15 protein-coding genes and 1 tRNA gene are annotated in these 18016 nt (G+C 23.3%); 7 read left to right on the forward strand and 9 right to left on the reverse strand.

Going from position 1 to position 18016, the window contains the following annotated elements; genetic code table 11:
* Positions 1-879 carry an endonuclease V gene (locus MJ2HA_RS01445; RefSeq protein ID WP_258393489.1) on the forward strand — a complete coding sequence of 293 codons (879 nt, stop codon included), beginning with the start codon at positions 1-3 and terminating at the stop codon, positions 877-879.
* A gap of 284 nt (positions 880-1163) precedes the next feature.
* On the opposite strand, the gene eif5A is transcribed toward MJ2HA_RS01445, so the two are convergent.
* Entirely contained in the window at positions 1164-1565 is a 402-nt protein-coding gene (eif5A, locus tag MJ2HA_RS01450; RefSeq protein WP_258393490.1) for a translation initiation factor IF-5A, read from the reverse strand.
* A gap of 42 nt (positions 1566-1607) precedes the next feature.
* On the opposite strand from eif5A, the gene MJ2HA_RS01455 reads away from it, so the two are divergent.
* Together MJ2HA_RS01455 and MJ2HA_RS01460 are read left to right on the forward strand one after the other, a co-directional pair.
* Positions 1608-2810 carry a M16 family metallopeptidase gene (locus MJ2HA_RS01455; RefSeq protein WP_258393491.1) on the forward strand — a complete coding sequence of 401 codons (1203 nt, stop codon included), beginning with the start codon at positions 1608-1610 and terminating at the stop codon, positions 2808-2810.
* Entirely contained in the window at positions 2807-3451 is a 645-nt protein-coding gene (locus tag MJ2HA_RS01460; protein WP_258393492.1) for an endonuclease III domain-containing protein, read from the forward strand. The genes MJ2HA_RS01455 and MJ2HA_RS01460 overlap by 4 nt, the downstream gene beginning before the upstream one ends.
* A gap of 43 nt (positions 3452-3494) precedes the next feature.
* Here the strand turns inward: MJ2HA_RS01460 and MJ2HA_RS01465 are convergent, their stop codons facing one another.
* From MJ2HA_RS01465 to MJ2HA_RS01485, 5 genes are all read right to left on the reverse strand, one after another.
* Positions 3495-3737 carry a histone family protein gene (locus MJ2HA_RS01465; protein ID WP_510629990.1) on the reverse strand — a complete coding sequence of 81 codons (243 nt, stop codon included), beginning with the start codon at positions 3735-3737 and terminating at the stop codon, positions 3495-3497.
* 198 nt (positions 3738-3935) lie between these two features.
* Positions 3936-4682, reverse strand: a complete 747-nt coding sequence (gene pcn, locus MJ2HA_RS01470; RefSeq protein WP_258393494.1) for a proliferating cell nuclear antigen (pcna) — start codon at positions 4680-4682, stop codon at positions 3936-3938.
* Between the two features lie 35 nt (positions 4683-4717).
* The gene (locus MJ2HA_RS01475) at positions 4718-4927 is read right to left on the reverse strand and encodes a hypothetical protein (RefSeq protein ID WP_258393495.1); all 210 of its coding nucleotides are present in this window, start codon (positions 4925-4927) and stop codon (positions 4718-4720) included.
* A 3-nt stretch (positions 4928-4930) separates the two neighbouring features.
* Positions 4931-7525 carry a DEAD/DEAH box helicase gene (locus tag MJ2HA_RS01480; RefSeq protein WP_258393496.1) on the reverse strand — a complete coding sequence of 865 codons (2595 nt, stop codon included), beginning with the start codon at positions 7523-7525 and terminating at the stop codon, positions 4931-4933.
* A gap of 8 nt (positions 7526-7533) precedes the next feature.
* Positions 7534-8952 carry an MFS transporter gene (locus tag MJ2HA_RS01485; RefSeq protein ID WP_258393497.1) on the reverse strand — a complete coding sequence of 473 codons (1419 nt, stop codon included), beginning with the start codon at positions 8950-8952 and terminating at the stop codon, positions 7534-7536.
* A gap of 96 nt (positions 8953-9048) precedes the next feature.
* Here MJ2HA_RS01485 and MJ2HA_RS01490 point away from each other — a divergent pair, with 96 nt between their 5' ends.
* From MJ2HA_RS01490 to MJ2HA_RS01500, 3 genes are read left to right on the forward strand one after another with little or no spacing between them, the layout of a single operon-like run.
* Positions 9049-10593 (forward strand): COG1361 S-layer family protein, encoded by a 1545-nt coding sequence (locus MJ2HA_RS01490; protein ID WP_258393498.1) that lies wholly within the window; start codon positions 9049-9051, stop codon positions 10591-10593.
* Positions 10590-12251 (forward strand): ATP-dependent DNA ligase, encoded by a 1662-nt coding sequence (locus MJ2HA_RS01495; RefSeq protein ID WP_258393499.1) that lies wholly within the window; start codon positions 10590-10592, stop codon positions 12249-12251. Before MJ2HA_RS01490 ends, MJ2HA_RS01495 begins: the two co-directional genes overlap by 4 nt.
* The gene (locus MJ2HA_RS01500) at positions 12248-13378 is read left to right on the forward strand and encodes an MFS transporter (protein ID WP_258393500.1); all 1131 of its coding nucleotides are present in this window, start codon (positions 12248-12250) and stop codon (positions 13376-13378) included. The genes MJ2HA_RS01495 and MJ2HA_RS01500 overlap by 4 nt, the downstream gene beginning before the upstream one ends.
* A 251-nt stretch (positions 13379-13629) precedes the next feature.
* Here MJ2HA_RS01500 and MJ2HA_RS01505 read toward each other — a convergent pair whose 3' ends face one another.
* From MJ2HA_RS01505 to MJ2HA_RS01515, 3 genes are all read right to left on the reverse strand, one after another.
* A complete protein-coding gene (locus MJ2HA_RS01505; protein WP_258393501.1) occupies positions 13630-15180 on the reverse strand; it encodes an archaellin/type IV pilin N-terminal domain-containing protein in 1551 nt (516 codons plus the stop codon).
* Between the two features lie 97 nt (positions 15181-15277).
* Positions 15278-15351, reverse strand: a tRNA-Phe gene (locus tag MJ2HA_RS01510).
* Between the two features lie 16 nt (positions 15352-15367).
* On the reverse strand, positions 15368-16165 hold the full coding sequence (locus MJ2HA_RS01515) for a hypothetical protein (RefSeq protein WP_258393502.1): 798 nt from the start codon (positions 16163-16165) through the stop codon (positions 15368-15370).
* 35 nt (positions 16166-16200) lie between these two features.
* Here MJ2HA_RS01515 and MJ2HA_RS01520 point away from each other — a divergent pair, with 35 nt between their 5' ends.
* Positions 16201-18012 (forward strand): DEAD/DEAH box helicase family protein, encoded by a 1812-nt coding sequence (locus MJ2HA_RS01520; RefSeq protein WP_258393503.1) that lies wholly within the window; start codon positions 16201-16203, stop codon positions 18010-18012.
* The last annotated feature ends 4 nt before the right edge of the window (positions 18013-18016 follow it).

Below are 18016 nucleotides of genomic sequence, written 5' to 3' on the forward strand. Positions count from 1 at the left end.
ATGAATGAAATATTGCTTGAACTAAAGAATCTAATAGACCAGATCCCTAAAGGTTATGTTAGTACATTTAAAATATTATCATATTATTTAGGCTCAGAATATGCTGTAAGGTTTATATTAAATTATTATAGGAATTTGAATACAAATTGGTGGAGATTAGTCAATGAAAAAGGAATAATTTATAATGAGGAACAAAGAAAATTATTATTAAATGAGAATATAAATATAGTAGGTAATAAAGTTGATTTAAATAAATATCTATTCAAAGATTTTAAAGTAAAAGAAAGAATATTAGAGAAATATAGAAATATACAGATACAGCTAGCAAATAAAATAGTATTGAAAGACATAAAAAAATGTAATATAATTGGTGGAGTGGATCTAAGCTATAAAGGAGATATAGCATATGTTGTTTATACAATATTCGATAAAGATTTAAATTTATTGAATAGTTATATATATCAATATAATGTTGATTTTCCATATATACCATCTTTTTTATCTTTTAGAGAAGGAAATCCAATAATAAATACATTTGGTAATATAAAAGAAAAAATAGATTTATTATTTGTAAATGGACATGGGATAATACATCCATATAAAATGGGTCTTGCTTCATATATTGGTGTTATCTTAAATATACCAACCATTGGTGTGGCAAAATCCTTATTATATGGAAAGTTAATTAGCAATAATATTTATATAGATAAAGAGTTAGTGGGGTATAAAATAATTAAGTTTAATAGATCTATTTTTGTCTCTCCCGGAAATCTAATTACATTAGAAAATGCAAAAACAATATCTGAAAAATATTGGATTAGAGGCGCCTATCCAGAACCGCTAAGATTAGCAGATTATATAAGCAAGAAAATAAAATGATTATTTTGTATATATCATAATAATTATATATAATATTTCTAGCTTTTTATTATAGATATATAGAGTATTTTTTCCTCGATATTATATATATTTTTTATAATTTAATAGCGATGGCCATTAAATATAAAAAATCCCTTATTAGTTACAAATATTATATTTTTATCTTTTAGAAAATTGTATATTTTGTATAAAATCTCATAGTTGTATATACTTCTATATCTGTTAAGAGGATTTTAAATTTTTTTACTTTTTTAAAAAATTTATATTATTATTTATCTTTCTATCTATTCTTTGAATCCTTGAACTATTATTTTTTCTCCAATATCCCAAACTAAAACCTTTTGTCCTTCTTGTATTCTTCCTTTCATATCATCATCTAATATTTTTGCATCAAATGTCTCATAAGTATCTAAATTCATTACTGTATATTGTATATCTGAAACTTTTGCTATTACTTGTCCTCTTATTTTATTTATTATTGGAACTTCTATCGGGTCTTGTGTTGGTTTTACTAGTTCTGTTGTCTTCCCAGAAATTATAGACCTTATAACAATTCTAGCTTTAGCAGAACCATGTTTACCTGTTTTTGCTGTTTCCATTTCTAGTACTTCCCATGCTTCATTATTATACCATACATATGATCCTTTTTTCAAATCAACTACTTTTTTTACTTGTATCTCTGGCATAGATTATATATAATCTAAAAATGTTTATATTATTTATATTTCATGGATGTAGAATATTTAAAAAATGATATACCTATATATAAGATACCAATAGATAGCTCAGATAGTATTGGTATATGCATAACTTTTAAAGTAGGCTCAATATATGAAGAAAAAGATAAGAGAGGGATTTCACATCTTTTAGAGCATATGATGTTTAGGTCAAATGATAAATATACTGCTAATCAGGTAGATGAAGGTTTAGAGTTAAATGGGGGTTTATCAAATGCTTTTACATTTTTTGATTCAACTTCATATCTTGTAGAAACTATACAAGAGGGTTTTGATAAGTCATTAGATATACTCTATCATTCTATAATAAATAGAAAGTATAGAATAGATGAATTTGAAAAAGAAAGATTGATAGTATTATCAGAAATTGAGAGATATGAAAATGATCCAGAATCATTATTAAATTTTATATCAAATAGAGCATTATTCGGAGATTCAGATCTTGGAGATCCGGTTGGGGGTACTCGAGAAACAATATTGAATATAAATAAAGAGGATATTGAAGATTTCAAGGAAAAATATTATAATCCAGATAATATGATTATTATAGTAGAAGGAAGATTTAGTGAAAACCATATAAATAAAATAAAAGAGTATTTTAATAATATAGAAGGTAATAGTGATAATAAAAAGACTCCAACCATAGATAAGCCAAGAGATATAAAATTATATATGGATAATATCAAGGGACAAATATATTTTTCTTTAGTGAATAGATATAATATAAATGATTATATATATTTATCCGCATTATCAGATATACTATCTGGTGGAGCATCTTCAAAACTGTTTCAAATATTTAGAAATAAATATGGGATAGGATATCATCAATCACTAAGTGTATATACATTATATAATAATTCAGTATTATCATTAGAAATACCTAGTTTTGATAAAGAAAAAGAAAATATATTACCTGAAGCGATAGATTATTTAATAAATAATTATGAAGACTATATAGATCAAGAGTATGTAAATGGAAGGATAAATAGATCAAACTTCATATATAGTACGAAAATAAAGAATAATATATTTCTTAGGCTATCTACAGAAGTAGAATATATATTAAAATTTGGAAAAAATTTGGAAGAAATAAGAAAAGAAATAATTAATATAGAAAAAAATTATATAAAAATCGAAAAATATTTAAAAGAATTGAAAAATGGTAAAAATATATTCATATATCCACGATGATCGAGGAAATAATATATAATATAGACAAAACATTGAAAGATAATAAGATAAACGAAATATTGGCTTCTCCATATATATGGGAGAAATATAAAGATTCATTTAAAGTATTAATAACAATATTATTATCTATAAGATTAAGAGAAGAAAAAACTTTAGAAGTATCTAAAAGACTATTTAATATATATAAAGATATAGAAAGTATTAAAAAAGCATCTTTAGAAGATATAAAAAATACAATAAAAGATATTGGACTATATAATAATAAGGCCAAATGGATAAAGGAAATTGCAGAATTGTGGGATTATAATAAACAATGTGATGAAGATTTTATAAGATCCTTGCCTGGAATAGGAAGAAAGATTGCAAATGTTTATTTTATTATTGTATGTAATAAAAATTATATTGCGGTAGATACCCATGTTCATAGAATATTTAATAGGATAGGAATAGTGAATACTAAAAATCCAGAAAAGACAGAAGAAGAATTGTATAAAATAATACCAGAAAAATATTGGAAAGATATAAATTTTAAATTTGTTTTATTTGGAAGAAATATATGTAAACCAGTTAATCCAAGATGTATTATCTGTAATGTAAGAATTTATTGTAATTATGGAAGAAAAAGAATAATAGATTATTAAAATATAAAATAAAACAAAAGAAGAAAAATGTATTTTAAAGCCTTTATAATTTCTTAAATAATGCCTTTTGTGCTAGTTGTATATCTTCTCTTTTTACAGTTGTTCTTTTACCATGTGTTGCTAGTGATACTGCTTCTTTTGCTATTTCAAATGCTATATCTTCTAATTGTTGCTTCATAAATCTTATTGCCTTATCAGACACTCTAGTTACTCCTGCTTGTTCGCCTTTTTCTTTTAATATTTTTTCTACTACTGCCATTGGAATTCCTCTCTCTCCTCTTGCCATAAATCTATATATTATTTTTATATTTATAAAACTTTTTTTATTTTTCTTTTTATAATCCATAGTAAATCTAAATTTTTTATTTATTAGAAAAAATGTTTCATATTATTTAGGTTATATATTGAAGTTCCCATATAATATATATAAAAAATTTAATTTTCCCCCAAAATCAATTTTAATGGATAATAATCAAAAAAAAGATTATTCTCTTGGAGCTAGAACAAAACCAAATTTAAATTTATCAGTAGACTTATAATCTATCCATATTGGTTTTCCAGAATCTAATCTAAATAATAGAGTATCCGAAATAATTGCAACTTTAGATAATTTATATAAATAGTCTACAGAATATCTTGCCGATGCTTTTGATGGAACCTCCATAGATAATACGCTTTCATCCTGCGGCGTTAGATCTATTTTCATATCTTTTAATTCTCCTTCTGCAACGAATGAGATTTTTGGACCGTTAGGATCTGCTATTAGTTTTATTTCATCTGCTATAACTTTTGCAGATTCTATTATATCATAAAATGCCTTTGAGTCCATCTCTACCTTTATTGGTAGATCTAGACTTGGTAGTTCCATAAAATTTCCTTCAGATTCTATTAGTGGTAAACTAAATAGTTTCCTAGCTTTACTTTTTATCTCTATTAATAATTTATTTTTTTCTTTATCGGTACTTATGGTTAATTGATCTTTTAGTTTTGCTCTTGTTAATATTTTTTTCAAATCTTCTAGGTTAATCGTAAATTTTTCTTCTTCATCAACTTCAAATTCTGTAAACATATTATTATAAAGATCTAATAATATTACTGCTACATTAGCCGGGTCTAATGAAGATAAAAATATTCCATCTTTATTTGCTTTAAATGTTCCTTCCGATAGGAAGCTTACTACTGTTGGTAATATATTTTTTAGCTCTTTAGCCTGAGGAAAAGTAACTTTCATAAATACTATTTTTAAAAAAAGTTAATAAATATAATTTAAAATGCTTTACCTTGGAAGTATCCGATTAAAAATCCTATTATTAATAATAATATCCCATTTATAGGATAAGTTTCGAATATGGATATAAAATTAAAGAACCCGCTTGTAAAATTATGATAGAAAAAATATGAATATCCTACAAGTATTATTACTATTATAATAATTGATAAGATTAATGCAGATCCTCTCCCCATTTGTCCTCTCATATTCTAAATAGATTGTTTACTATTTAAAAATATTTTATATATAAACCTCCCTGAATATTTATCCAGGTATTCATTATAATTCCCACATTTTGGGGAATATATACATCTTGGACAACCATCTATGCATTTACAAGAATATAAAGATTTTATTGATCGATCTATTAACTTTTCAATATTATTATATAATATTTCTGATAGACCAACGCCAGATTCATATCCTTCATATATAAATATAGTTGGTTTATTCGTTTGGTTGTGTATTGGGTAAGAATATCCTCCTAATTCTTGAGAATCTACAAATGTTACTATAGGAGATATTTTTATTATATTATGCTCTATTGCATGGATTCCTGATCTAAAACTAGCCTGATAATCTATAATTTTCTTTATTAGAAATTCTAAGATCTTGTCTTTTATATTATAATTTTTATTTAAATAATCTTCTATTATCTCTTTTATTTTTTTTGTAGCCAATCCTCTATATTTTTCATAAAAGAAATCTTTATTTATTGTAGAAGCAAAATTATATATTTCTCCAGTGTCTATATTATAATTTTTATTTTTTATATATTCTTCTAATTTTTCTTTAAAATATTCATTATAAATATTTTCGGATTTTGTATAATCTTCTGGTAATATAATCCAAATCGCTTTTGTATTGAACTCATGAATTATTGTTTTGTCGTAATATTTTATATTTTGCATAAAGTCATTTCCAGATCTATATTTTTCTATATAACCAATATACTCTTTTTTTACTTTTATTTCTCCAATATATACATCCCAATCTTTTATTTTCTTACTTCCTATAGTATTTATTATCTTTACATCTTCATAAAATACTGGTTCTGTTTCTATATACGGTAATTCTGGTCTGAAAAAAATAAAATTAATATTATCTATACTATAATAATCTCTTATTCTTATACTTTTACCTCCAGAATAATATACCATACCTGGTAATAAATATTCATAAAAAGCATATTCATCCATTTCTTCCAATACCTTACCTTTTCCTTTTAGCATATTTACCATTCTTATTAAACTATCTCTCCTTTTGACTCTTTTTATGATTTCTTCTTCTTTATCTACATCTACTATATAATATATTTTGTCCGATATATTTCTTAATCCAGAATATACTATATTTTCTTTTATCTTATAATACTCTTTTCCAAATATAGGATCTCTTATTTTTGTAATTAAATCATTTTTTTCTAAATCTTCTAAATATTTTTTTTCTATATCAGATAATATATCTTTGTCTAATCTATTGAATTCATTTATTGAATATAGTAAATGTTTCTTTATTATTTTCTCATTATCTAAATTTAATGGTATATTATCTATTTTATTTTTTTCTATCCTATTAAAAAATTCTTTTATATTATTTGAATAATAAAAATCTAATGCATCTTTTTTAAATATCATAATATTTAATCCTTCAGATAACCTGCCGGATCTACCAAATCTTTGTATAACTGAAGATATACCATCTTTTGGTATTCCATAATTTACTACCGTAGATATATCACCTATATCAATGCCCAATTCTAATGCGGATGTAGTCAGTAGTATTATATATTCATTATTCTTGAATTTATATTCTATCTCTCTTCTTTTATTCTTTAAATAGCTTGCTTTATATGGGTATATCTTATTATATTTATCTATTTCGTTTATATCATTTTTCAATAATTCTACTCCTTTTTTTGATTCTATAAATACTAGCGATTTTAATTGATTTTCTAATAATATTCTTATTATTTTTCTTAATATTAGTCTTGAATTAGAACTTTTTGGGTCTATTGATATTATATATCTATCGTATCTTTTACTATAATCTTGATCTATTAGTTCAAAATCTAGATCAAACATCTTCTTAGCAAAATCTGTGGGATTTTTTAATGTAGCAGATAAAGATAATACCTTAAATATGTTATTTTTGTAAAAATATTTTAATATTCTTATTAATCTTCTAAATGTATATGCAGAATTTGTCCCAAATACACCCCTATATGAATGCAATTCATCTACTACTATTAAATCTAAATTTTTAAAGAAATAAAACAATTTATCATGATTTTTTAATAAATATAGATGTAGATTGTCTATCGTAGTTAATATTAGATTTGGTTTTTCTCTTATTATCTTCTCCTTTTCATTATATGTAAGATCTCCTAGTATAAATCTCATTTTTATATTTAATTTTTTACCTGTATATTCTTCAAAGTTTTTTATCAGTTCTTCAAATTTTTCGTATTGATCATATAATAAAGCTCTTAATGGATATATTAGTAAATATGTCCTACTTGGATGTGATATTATATTGTCCATTATATATAATCTGAATATATGTGATTTACCAGATGCAGTTGGAGTTGTGATTATTAAATTTTTATTTTTGTATAATAATTCTAATGCATCAGCCTGGTGCTTATACAACTTAAAATTTATATAATTAAGGTACTCATTTATTTCTTTATTATTGAATTTAAAATCTTGATACAGAGGATCCTTTTTATCTAAATGTTTCGAATCAATTATATAATCTTTAAGTTCATCTTCTATTTTTTCTTTTATATCCTTTATATACATATCTTTTTTTAGTGACTCATATTTATTTGTTTTTCTGATATTTTATAATTTTCAATAAATAGCGCAAATATTGCAGATATTATCATGAATATAATCCCAAATATACCAATATAATTAAATGCTGTAGATGAAGGTAAAAAACCTAAAACTAAATATTGATTATTTAGATAATCTATTAATGGTACCTGATATGTTTGCATCAATGTTGTAGATAATATAGGACCAATTGCGCTTCCTAAAGATCTCAATAAAGTATTTAATCCTAAGCCGGTTGTTCTATATTCTGCCGGTAATGATATAGATACCATATTTACAATTGGTATTAATAATGAAGAAAGACCTACAGACATAAAAATACCATCGAATAATAAATCTATAATTGTACCTCTATTTATTATTAATAATATGAAAGATATGATTGATAATAGTATGCCTAAAAATATTACTGGTTTGGGTCCTCTCTTAGGTAATATTTTTCCAATTATCGGTCCAAAGAATAACATTCCTAATGATATGGGAGACATTATATTTCCAGATTCTATTATAGATAGCCCTAATCCTTCTGGTTTTGGTATCTGAGAATAATATGTAAAAAATATGAATAAAGAAAACATCGCTATTCCAGAAAAAATTCCAATTATATTTGCAGCGGCAAAATTTTTTATTTTAAAATATTCTAATTTTAATAAAGGCTCTTTAATTCTTTTTTCATATAATATAAATAAAATTATTAACAATATACTAGTAAATAAGTATATTATTGATAAATTAAACCATCCATATTGAGATCCTAAAGTTAAATATACCAAAAATAATCCTACAGAGATTGATAATATTATGGATCCGAAATAATCTATAGATTCTCTTACTTTTTTTCCTGTTATTGGTAAATATTTAAATGATAGTATTAATAATATAGCAGATAATATTGCAGCAGTATGGAAAGCAGCTTGCCATCCCAAATATTCTACAATATAAGAACCTAATAATAATCCTAATGCAGGACCGATACCAAGTGTAGCACTTAATATACCTTGTGCATATGCTAATCTTTCTTTAGAATATAAATCTGCAATTATAGATATAGCAATTGGAAAGACTGCAAAACCTAATCCCTGTATTGCTCTAGCAAATATTAAAAAATATATATTTGGTGAAAAACCTGCTAATGATACTGCTATATTATAAAATAATATTGCTAATAGATATAATTTTTTCTTTCCATAGACATCTGCTAGTTTACCCATTATTGGAGATGCAGCAGCACCTACTATCATATAGGAGGTAGTTACCCAACCAGCCAAATTAGAACTAACTCCAAAATCTTTTTGAATAGTATATAAAGCAGGTACAACCATTGTTTCTACATAATTTATAATTAATAACATAGAAGCTAATAATAATAGAATTTTTTCATTATAATTCATATTTAAATCTTTATAAAAAATTTGTTAAATATTATGTTATTACTATTTCACGTCGACTAAATATAATGATAAATATATCTTTAATAAAGATGTCTTATGAATAGATTATATTATCTATTATCATTCATATTCTTATTATTTCCTATATATTCTATATCTAATGGGTTAATTGATCTATTAATCTATCCTCAAAATGTGGGTATAATAGAGGGTGGACAGAATTTAGTTCCAATTACATATGTAGTACAAAATATTGGACCTGTATTATTTAATGTTACATTTTATCAAATAAATCGTTATCCATTTTATAGTTCTAATTATTATAATAATACTCAAAATATTACTATAAATGAGATACCTACTAATGGAACAATAGATCTAACATTTTTTTATTATATTGCACCAAATATAAATCCAGGTATATATGAGTCCCAAATTGGTGCTTATGAAAATTTTTATGGTTTAGAAAATTTAGAAATATTAAATGCTTCTATACCATTAATAGGATATACTAATTTTTCCATAAATTCTTTTTTTGGTACTCAAAATAATATAATATCACCATATAGCGATCAAGAAGATGTACCAATAACTTTTGTAATTATAAATGATGGTAATATAGCATTGAATAATGTAACAATATATTTTACTAATAATAGTATATTAGATTTTTATCAGAATAGTTATTATATTGGTATATTACCAATCGGAACTCCCTATTATCTTACTACTTATGTAAATATAAATAATGTATCTTCTGGATCATATAATATACCATTAAATATATCTTATTTTGATGGAGATGTTCAAACATTATACACAACTATTAATATAGGATATACAAATATTGGAATAAATAGTTTTACAGATCCTCCAGTTATATATCCTGGTGATAATGTATTACTAAATTCTATATTATTTAATTATGGTAATCAACCTGCTGGCAATATTTATCTATATATAGATTCTCCTTTTAATTTATTAACCTCTGATTATTATAATTTTGGTATATTAGAACCTGGACAATTTTATAATATATCCTCTTTATTTTATATTCCTAAAGATACAAAATATGGTATATATCCAGTAACGTATGAAATATATTATAATGATTTAGAATATAATTATACTTATTATCTAAATATATTACCGGAAGCAAATATATCTATAGAAGATGTATATTATAATAATTTAAATCCAGGAAGCTCCGAAGTCCCTATAATATTAGAAATAAAAAATATAGGTAGTGCTGAAGCTAAGAATTTAGTAGCTTATTTAGGGTCTAATAATGTTATAAAGCCTTATGTAAGTTCTTCAGATCCATTAGAAGCATTAACAGCTTCAGAATTAGATATAGGTAATTTATATCCAAATCAAAGTACAAATTTAACTTTCATAGTAAAAATTAGTTCTGGTGCAAATTACGGGAGTTATTCTATACCAATAATATTTTTATGGAATCAAACAGAAGCATATTATCCATTTGAAGAAGAAGAGAATATAAATGTAAATATTTTAGAACCTATATATTATAATCCTACCTTTTATATTAATATAATAAAAATAATTATATTACCAATAATTGTAATATTAGGACTTATATTATTTAAAAAATTTAAGAAGAAGAAAAAAGATAAATGAAGTATTTTTTAGATTTAGCCCAATTAATGGAAAAAATAGAAAAAATTAGTGAAAAAAATTTAAAGATAGATATATTATCAAGATTTATAAGAGAATTAGAAGTAAATGAAATAAAGATAACGATATGGTTGATTTTGGGTAATATAAATGAAGAATGGGTTGATAATAATCTGAATGTATCTGTTGGAACAATTATAAAAGTATTAAAAAATTTGAATATAGACCTTAAAGATTTATCTTTTTTATATAAAGAATCTGGAGATCTAGCTGAAGCAGTTAAAATAATATTTGAAAGATATAATATAAATAAAAATAATTGGTTTAAAAGAAAATATAAAATTATAGATATATATAACGAATTAAAGAAAATAGAATCATTAAATGGCGAAGAGTCTAGACACAAAAAGATCTTATATTTAGAAGGAATATATAAGAATTTAGATCCTTTAGAGGCAAAATTATTAACAAGAATTTTACAAGGAGATATGAGATATGGAGTATTAGATGGAACTATTGAAGATGTATTATCTTATTTATATAATATTTCTGATGATAAAATAAAGCATTTCCATGCATTAATAGGAGATTTAGGTACATTAGCAGAATATTTATATAAAAATAAAGATATAAATAATATTAGTTTAAGATTGTTTCATCCTTATAAACCAATGCTTGCAGAGAAGGCGGAAAATTTTAAAGAAGCTATAGATAATCAGAACTATATTTTTGAATTTAAATTTGATGGAATAAGAGCGCAAATACATAAAGAAAAAGATAAAATTAAAATATTTACTAGAAGATTGAAGGATGTAACAAATTCTTTTCCAGATATTGTAAAATTAATATTAGAAAATATAAAAAATGATAGCATTGTGCTTGAAGGAGAGATCGTTGCATGGGATTTTAAAAATAATATCTCTCTACCATTTCAAGAAATATCTAAAAGAATTAAAAGAGAATATAATATTGATCAAATAATAAAAGATATACCTGTAAGGTTATTTTTATTTGATATTATATATTTGGATGGAGAATTATTAATAAATAAAGATTTTTTAACTAGAAGAAAAATATTAGAATCTGTAAAAAATAATTTAGATATAGTTCCTTATATTTATACAAAAAATGAAGAGGAAGCAAAAGAATTTTTTATAAAATCTATAAATATTAAGAATGAAGGATTAATTGCTAAGAAATTAAATTCACTATATTTACCTGGAAAAAGAGATAGATCATGGTTAAAAATAAAAGGTCATCTAGAACCATTGGATTTAGTAATTATCGGAGGAGAGTGGGGGCATGGTAGGAGAAAAAATTTTATCTCAGATTTGTATTTAGCAGCAAGAGATGATACCACAGGGAAATTTTTAATGATTACAAAGACTTTTAAAGGACTATCTGATAAAGAATATGAACAATTGACAAAAGAGTTATTAAAATATAAAATTAAAGAAAATGGAAGAATATTATATTTTAAACCAAAGATTGTAGTAGAAACAATATATGATGAAATACAGAGAAGTCAGAAATATAAATCAGGATACGCATTGAGATTTGCGAGAATAAATAAAATAAGATTTGATAAGAGTGAAAAAGACATAGATACTATACAAAGGGTAGAAGAATTATATAAAAAACAATTAAAATTAGAATTATGAAAAATATAAATATATTATTATTCTTTAGAATATTTAGAAGTTTTATTGCAGGCTATATATCAATATTTTTATCTTTGTATTTATATAATATATTAAGATTATCTTTAATAAATATAGGAATTTTATTTGGTATAGGCGCGTTATCGCAATCAATATTATCTTTATTTGTAGGATATCTAGCTGATAAATATAATAAAAAAATTATATTATTTTATATATCATTATTATTTCCTATATCATTAATTATATTATTATTGTCGAATAATATATATTTAATTGCTATTTCTTTTATTCTAGGAGGTTTTGGAACTGTAGGAACATTATCTGGTGGTGGAATAGGTGCAGTTGTTACTCCAATAATAAATTCTTTAATAACTAGTTATATTAGAGATAATAGAGAAATTATATATACAAAATTTATTATAATTTCTGGTATTGCAGGTTCTTTAGGTGCTCTGTTGTTATACATGAATTATAAAATTGTATTATTATTAGGAATAATAATATTAACTATTTCTTCTTTTATATTATTAAAATTAGATAGACCTAATGATATAAAAATACAAAAAGCGAATAATAGAGAAATAAGTAAATTAATAATAATATCAGGATTTTTTAATGGTGCCTCTGCAGGAATTATATTAAATTTTATTCCAATATTATTCAATCATTACTTATTATTTAATAAAGCTCAAATAAGTAATATATATACAATAACTGGCTTATTATCTATTATATCATTATATATTATTGAGAAATATTTAAAATGGAATATATTTAATAAAATAGTATTCTTTAGAATTGTTTCTTCTAGCTTTTTATTATTATTTTTAATTTCTATATTTTTCTTTCATTTATTATCCATACTATTTTTCGTATTATATACACTATTTAGGGTAGCTTCAATACCATCACAGCAAGAAATTATATCAGAAAATATAAACAATAAAGTAACAGAAGTATTTGGAGCAAATCAATCTACAAGAATTTTAGGTTCATTTATATTTCAATCAATTGGAGGATATTTATTATCTTTATCTATAGTAATACCTTTTTTGATATCATATGTATTTTTAATGTCTAGTGCGATGATATATTATAAAATTAAAAAGGATAATAAAAATTAATATATTATATATGAAAGATCTTTAAAAAATAAAAGATAAGATTTCTTGAAAAAATAAAAGAAAGTTATTATGAAGGATAATATAATTTTTCAATGTTTTTTATTTAATAATTTTTCTAATTGATATTAAAATATTGTTTATTTAAGAAGGATACTAGAAAGTTTTTAATATTTATCTATTAAATAAAAAAGATTTTCTAAACTTTAAAAATTATATTTAGAAAAAAATCACCTAAAAATTATACAAGAAATTTAAGAAATAGAAATAGAAGGCATAACTCCATTTGGTGGATATGCCATAACTAAAGCATAATTGAAATAGATAGTTTGACCTGTTGCTCCTAGATCACCAGTAGGTAAACCAAAATAAAACTCGCTACTACCACTCAAAGTATTTACGTTCACAGATAAAGACATTATATTTTGGTTGTTAGTCGCATTATATAAATATCCATAAACTGTAGATGAAGATAAACCAGGATACACGAATTCTGCAATATATGATCCGTTCTCTATGCTAACATTAGAACTATAACCGCACATATATCCGCTACCATTCCAGAATATTATGCCGGGGTTTGGTGGACCCGAACATGGTCCTGCATCATCAGCATCAGTTCCTACCCCCATACCATACTCTAAACTAGATGCTATTGATGTATTTACAAGTCCTGCCCAAGACATAGTGTTGTCTGGAGGATTAACAGTTTCTATAAATGATTCAGCAACATATCCCCCCGGAGGTATTCCTTTATAATATGTCATTGCACTATCAAGTGCCTGAGTTACTAATTCTAGAGTTGATATATTTTCACCATTATATAAGATAGATACATTAGAGCTTAATGAGTTTCCTGGTCCCAAGGTAAAATCACTTGTAGGCGTATTTCCATTAAAGTATAGATCAAATACGTCATTACCATTATCATACTCTCCGTATGTAGAAGATAGTTGAGGAGCTTCACCTACATATGGATAATCTTGTTGATAATAATTAGTACTAGTACTTCCTATTCCCATATAAATTGTAATATTACTATTTGCAGGAATTCCATTTGGTAAATTTACCCACCAGACATCACAGAGAACATTACTTATACTTTCTTGTCCTTCATACCATGAATATATATTCGGAGAACTACCAGAAGTTGTAGTAAAATATGCATTTTGTCCATTGGAATTTATACCTCCGTATAGTATTGGGTTATCTACATATGCAAAATTATTACCTACACTAGGATTACCATTACATATAGCTATATCTTGTTGGAAAGGTGTTGGAGTACTTATATTTTGAGTATTATATATTGTTATAGGTAAAGGGTTAGTAAAGTATCCTACAAGATATCCATTACCTAGATTATTATTATTTCCCACTCCTTGATAATCTAAGGTAATTTGTGGATTATTATTATTTGAAGGATTATATATACATAAAGAATTATTTATATAACATGTATCTGTACTACCTTGTAATATAGTATTGTTATTATTACATATAATATTATTACCATTTATACTAACAATATTATTATTTCCATTATTAATAGTTAGTACAGTATTATTATTTATTACTATAGGTACATTACCATTATTATATATATCTATATATAATATATTATTTGAACAATAAGAATTAGTAATAGAGAAAGATATATATTGTGATTGTCTACTTACCTGATTACTAGTAGAAGAAGTTAATCCAGAAAATAATCCGGATAAGAATGCATAAGTTAATCCTGCAATAGCTACAGTAATAACAATAATTAATATAGTAGCTATAATAGGTGATATAGATCTCATAATATAGATATGTTTTAGTAATATATAAACTTTAATATACATTCGAAATAAAATTAAAAATTGGTTATGAAAAATCTATTATTGAAGTAAATACGACTGGGGTGGGTGGGACTTGAACCCACGACCTCCCGGTCTTCAGCCGGACGCTCTCCCGGTCTGAGCTACCACCCCGACAAATATTTTATATCTAAATAAGATTTTTAATACTTTTTAATATTTCTTTTAGAAAATCTTTACGATCCTCTATTGTAGATCTAGCTTTGAGAACTATAAGACCATTATAATATAATTTTGGCTTTATAACTAAATAATTATTATCTCTTTCTACTGAAAATTTAATTATATAGTTTTTGTATTGAGTACTATATTTTGATATCTTATTATATAGATTTTTTTGTTCTGGTATTTTTATAAATATATTAGAAATGTCGTATGTACATAAAAAATAATCGTTAGACACCTCCTTAATGCATAACTCTTCTAGTTTATTATTACTAAATATTTTATCAATGTATTTTATAGTTTTATTGATTTGAACTTTTTCTTTGCGTTCTATAGATATATTTCCTAAATTGTATTCAATAGGCTCTATCTCTTTTAGTATGCTATCCAGTTCTTCACTTTTATCTATTATGGAAAAATTGTATTTATGTGGTCTAAAAATTCTATTATTATAATATTCGATTAGTAAACTATTGTTCCAAAATTCTATTATTACTTTTGTATAAGACTCATTAATAGCATAATCTTCATTTATCTTATATAATTGATATCTATTTTTTTCAATAGTTTCCTTAATGTCCTTTGAAGATTTATAACTAAATTCTATATTATATACTAGCATCGGAATTATTGTATTCTTTTCTTCTTCTTGATTAATATATTTAATAGTTCCATATTCACTTATATAGGACCTTAAGATCTCTTTAATATCCTTTTCAGATCTTATAATAATGTTGTTAACTACTATCTGATTATAATACATAAACTAATATTTTTTATAAATATTAATAAAATATAATGCTTCAAGATTATTATCCTATATTAAATAATAGACCATATCAGATAGATGTAATAGAAAAAATAATCAAAGATATTGCAGATAATAAAAGATATATATTAGTTGATTCTCCAACAGGTTCTGGAAAAACTTTAATATCTTTAATAGTAGCAGATTTATTATCAAAAAAAGATAAGATTACTCATATAGGTGTTAGAACTACAGAAGAAATAAAAAGATTTTTAGAAGATTCAGAAAAATTGAATATATATTTAAAGATATTTCCAAATAAAAAAAAGACATGTCCATTATTTATAAACTCAAATTTATCTGGAGAAGAAATAATATGTTCAGATTGTATATATAAGAAAGCTTTATATGAAACAGATATATTATATGATCTATTAAAAAGATATAATTATGATTTTAAAAAATTAACAAAGATGGAAGCTATTAAGATAGATAAAAAAGATTTTCCCAAATGCATATATCAGTCATTTAAAAAAATAGATTCAAATATTTATATATCTACTTATCCATATATATTTAATCAATATCTAAATGAAATACTATCTCTAGATGGAGATCCAGATTTTTTAATTATGGATGAAGCTCATAATTTATTAACTACTATATTAAATCCATATTCATTATCTATAAAAAGATATATAGAAAAAAGTTTTAAGATAAGAGGGGAGCAAAATTTATTATTTCAAGATCTTATAAAAGAATTTGAAATGATAAAAGAATCATTAAATATTTCAGATGAAGATTATTATAATTTAAGAGATAACTTGGTTCAATTTTCAGATCAGTTTTTAAGTTATATTGAAAATATATTTATTAAAAAATTTAATACGGAAGATATAAATATTATTAAAAGTAGAATAAATAGCAATATTAAAGAAATATATATTGATAAAAAAGATTTAAATGAAATATTCGATTTAAATAGGTATTTATTTGATAATTTATCATTTTATTGGGAGACATATAAAAGATATATATCAAAAAATAATTTACAATTACCAAAGAAAAAATGGAACATAAATAAATTTATAAAATTATATACATATTTATCAGATAAAAATATATTTTGGATAATGAATTCTTTTAAATTAGAAGGATATATAACAAAATTTGAAGAGATTATAAAATCATTTGATAATTATAAGTCAATTATATTAATGTCTGGAAGTAATTTTTCTAAAGATAATTTTTCTAAATTATATAAAGTTGATCCTAATATTATTGATTATATAAAGGTTAATGTAAATTTTGGTAAAAAAGAATATGATCTTATATATAATTTCTCATCTAGATTCTCTTTAAGAAATGATAAGAGAAATATAGAGAACCTAATATCAGATATAAAGTTAATATCAGAGAATTTTGATAAATATCAATTATATATGTTTCCTTCTTATAGTTTTATGTTAAATATATATAATAAATTAGATATAAAAGATATTATATTCTTAGATGATGGTGAAAAATCATTAAATAAAATTTTGAAAACAGATAAAAAGATAGTATTTACATACTCAAGATCTAGATATATTGAAGGTATACAATTAGTTAAAAATAATCGATCATTATTGAAAGTAATCGTTATTGTAGGAAAACCATATCCTCCACCACCAAATGCTTCAATACTAATAAATAAAATAATAAAAGATAATAATATAGATTATAGAGACCTTTCTGAAATATTAAAAGATATAAATATAAAACAGGTAATAGGTAGAGCAATAAGATATCCAGAAGATACTGTTAAAATATTTTTTATAGATGATAGATATAGAAAAATGGAAATGAAGAGGTATATCTGATTTG

This window comes from Nanobdella aerobiophila, assembly GCF_023169545.1.
GTDB classification, from domain to species: Archaea; Nanobdellota; Nanobdellia; order Nanobdellales; family Nanobdellaceae; genus Nanobdella; species Nanobdella aerobiophila.

What these genes read in the sequence shown, in the direction of transcription:
- MJ2HA_RS01445 (WP_258393489.1), top strand. Translation starts at nt 1, where the DNA reads ATGAATGAAATATTGCTTGAACTAAAGAATCTAATAGACCAGATCCCT.
- eif5A (WP_258393490.1), bottom strand. Translation starts at nt 1,565, where the DNA reads ATGCCAGAGATACAAGTAAAAAAAGTAGTTGATTTGAAAAAAGGATCA.
- MJ2HA_RS01455 (WP_258393491.1), top strand. Translation starts at nt 1,608, where the DNA reads ATGGATGTAGAATATTTAAAAAATGATATACCTATATATAAGATACCA.
- MJ2HA_RS01460 (WP_258393492.1), top strand. Translation starts at nt 2,807, where the DNA reads ATGATCGAGGAAATAATATATAATATAGACAAAACATTGAAAGATAAT.
- MJ2HA_RS01465 (WP_510629990.1), bottom strand. Translation starts at nt 3,737, where the DNA reads ATGGCAAGAGGAGAGAGAGGAATTCCAATGGCAGTAGTAGAAAAAATA.
- pcn (WP_258393494.1), bottom strand. Translation starts at nt 4,682, where the DNA reads ATGAAAGTTACTTTTCCTCAGGCTAAAGAGCTAAAAAATATATTACCA.
- MJ2HA_RS01475 (WP_258393495.1), bottom strand. Translation starts at nt 4,927, where the DNA reads ATGAGAGGACAAATGGGGAGAGGATCTGCATTAATCTTATCAATTATT.
- MJ2HA_RS01480 (WP_258393496.1), bottom strand. Translation starts at nt 7,525, where the DNA reads ATGTATATAAAGGATATAAAAGAAAAAATAGAAGATGAACTTAAAGAT.
- MJ2HA_RS01485 (WP_258393497.1), bottom strand. Translation starts at nt 8,952, where the DNA reads ATGAATTATAATGAAAAAATTCTATTATTATTAGCTTCTATGTTATTA.
- MJ2HA_RS01490 (WP_258393498.1), top strand. Translation starts at nt 9,049, where the DNA reads ATGAATAGATTATATTATCTATTATCATTCATATTCTTATTATTTCCT.
- MJ2HA_RS01495 (WP_258393499.1), top strand. Translation starts at nt 10,590, where the DNA reads ATGAAGTATTTTTTAGATTTAGCCCAATTAATGGAAAAAATAGAAAAA.
- MJ2HA_RS01500 (WP_258393500.1), top strand. Translation starts at nt 12,248, where the DNA reads ATGAAAAATATAAATATATTATTATTCTTTAGAATATTTAGAAGTTTT.
- MJ2HA_RS01505 (WP_258393501.1), bottom strand. Translation starts at nt 15,180, where the DNA reads ATGAGATCTATATCACCTATTATAGCTACTATATTAATTATTGTTATT.
- MJ2HA_RS01515 (WP_258393502.1), bottom strand. Translation starts at nt 16,165, where the DNA reads ATGTATTATAATCAGATAGTAGTTAACAACATTATTATAAGATCTGAA.
- MJ2HA_RS01520 (WP_258393503.1), top strand. Translation starts at nt 16,201, where the DNA reads ATGCTTCAAGATTATTATCCTATATTAAATAATAGACCATATCAGATA.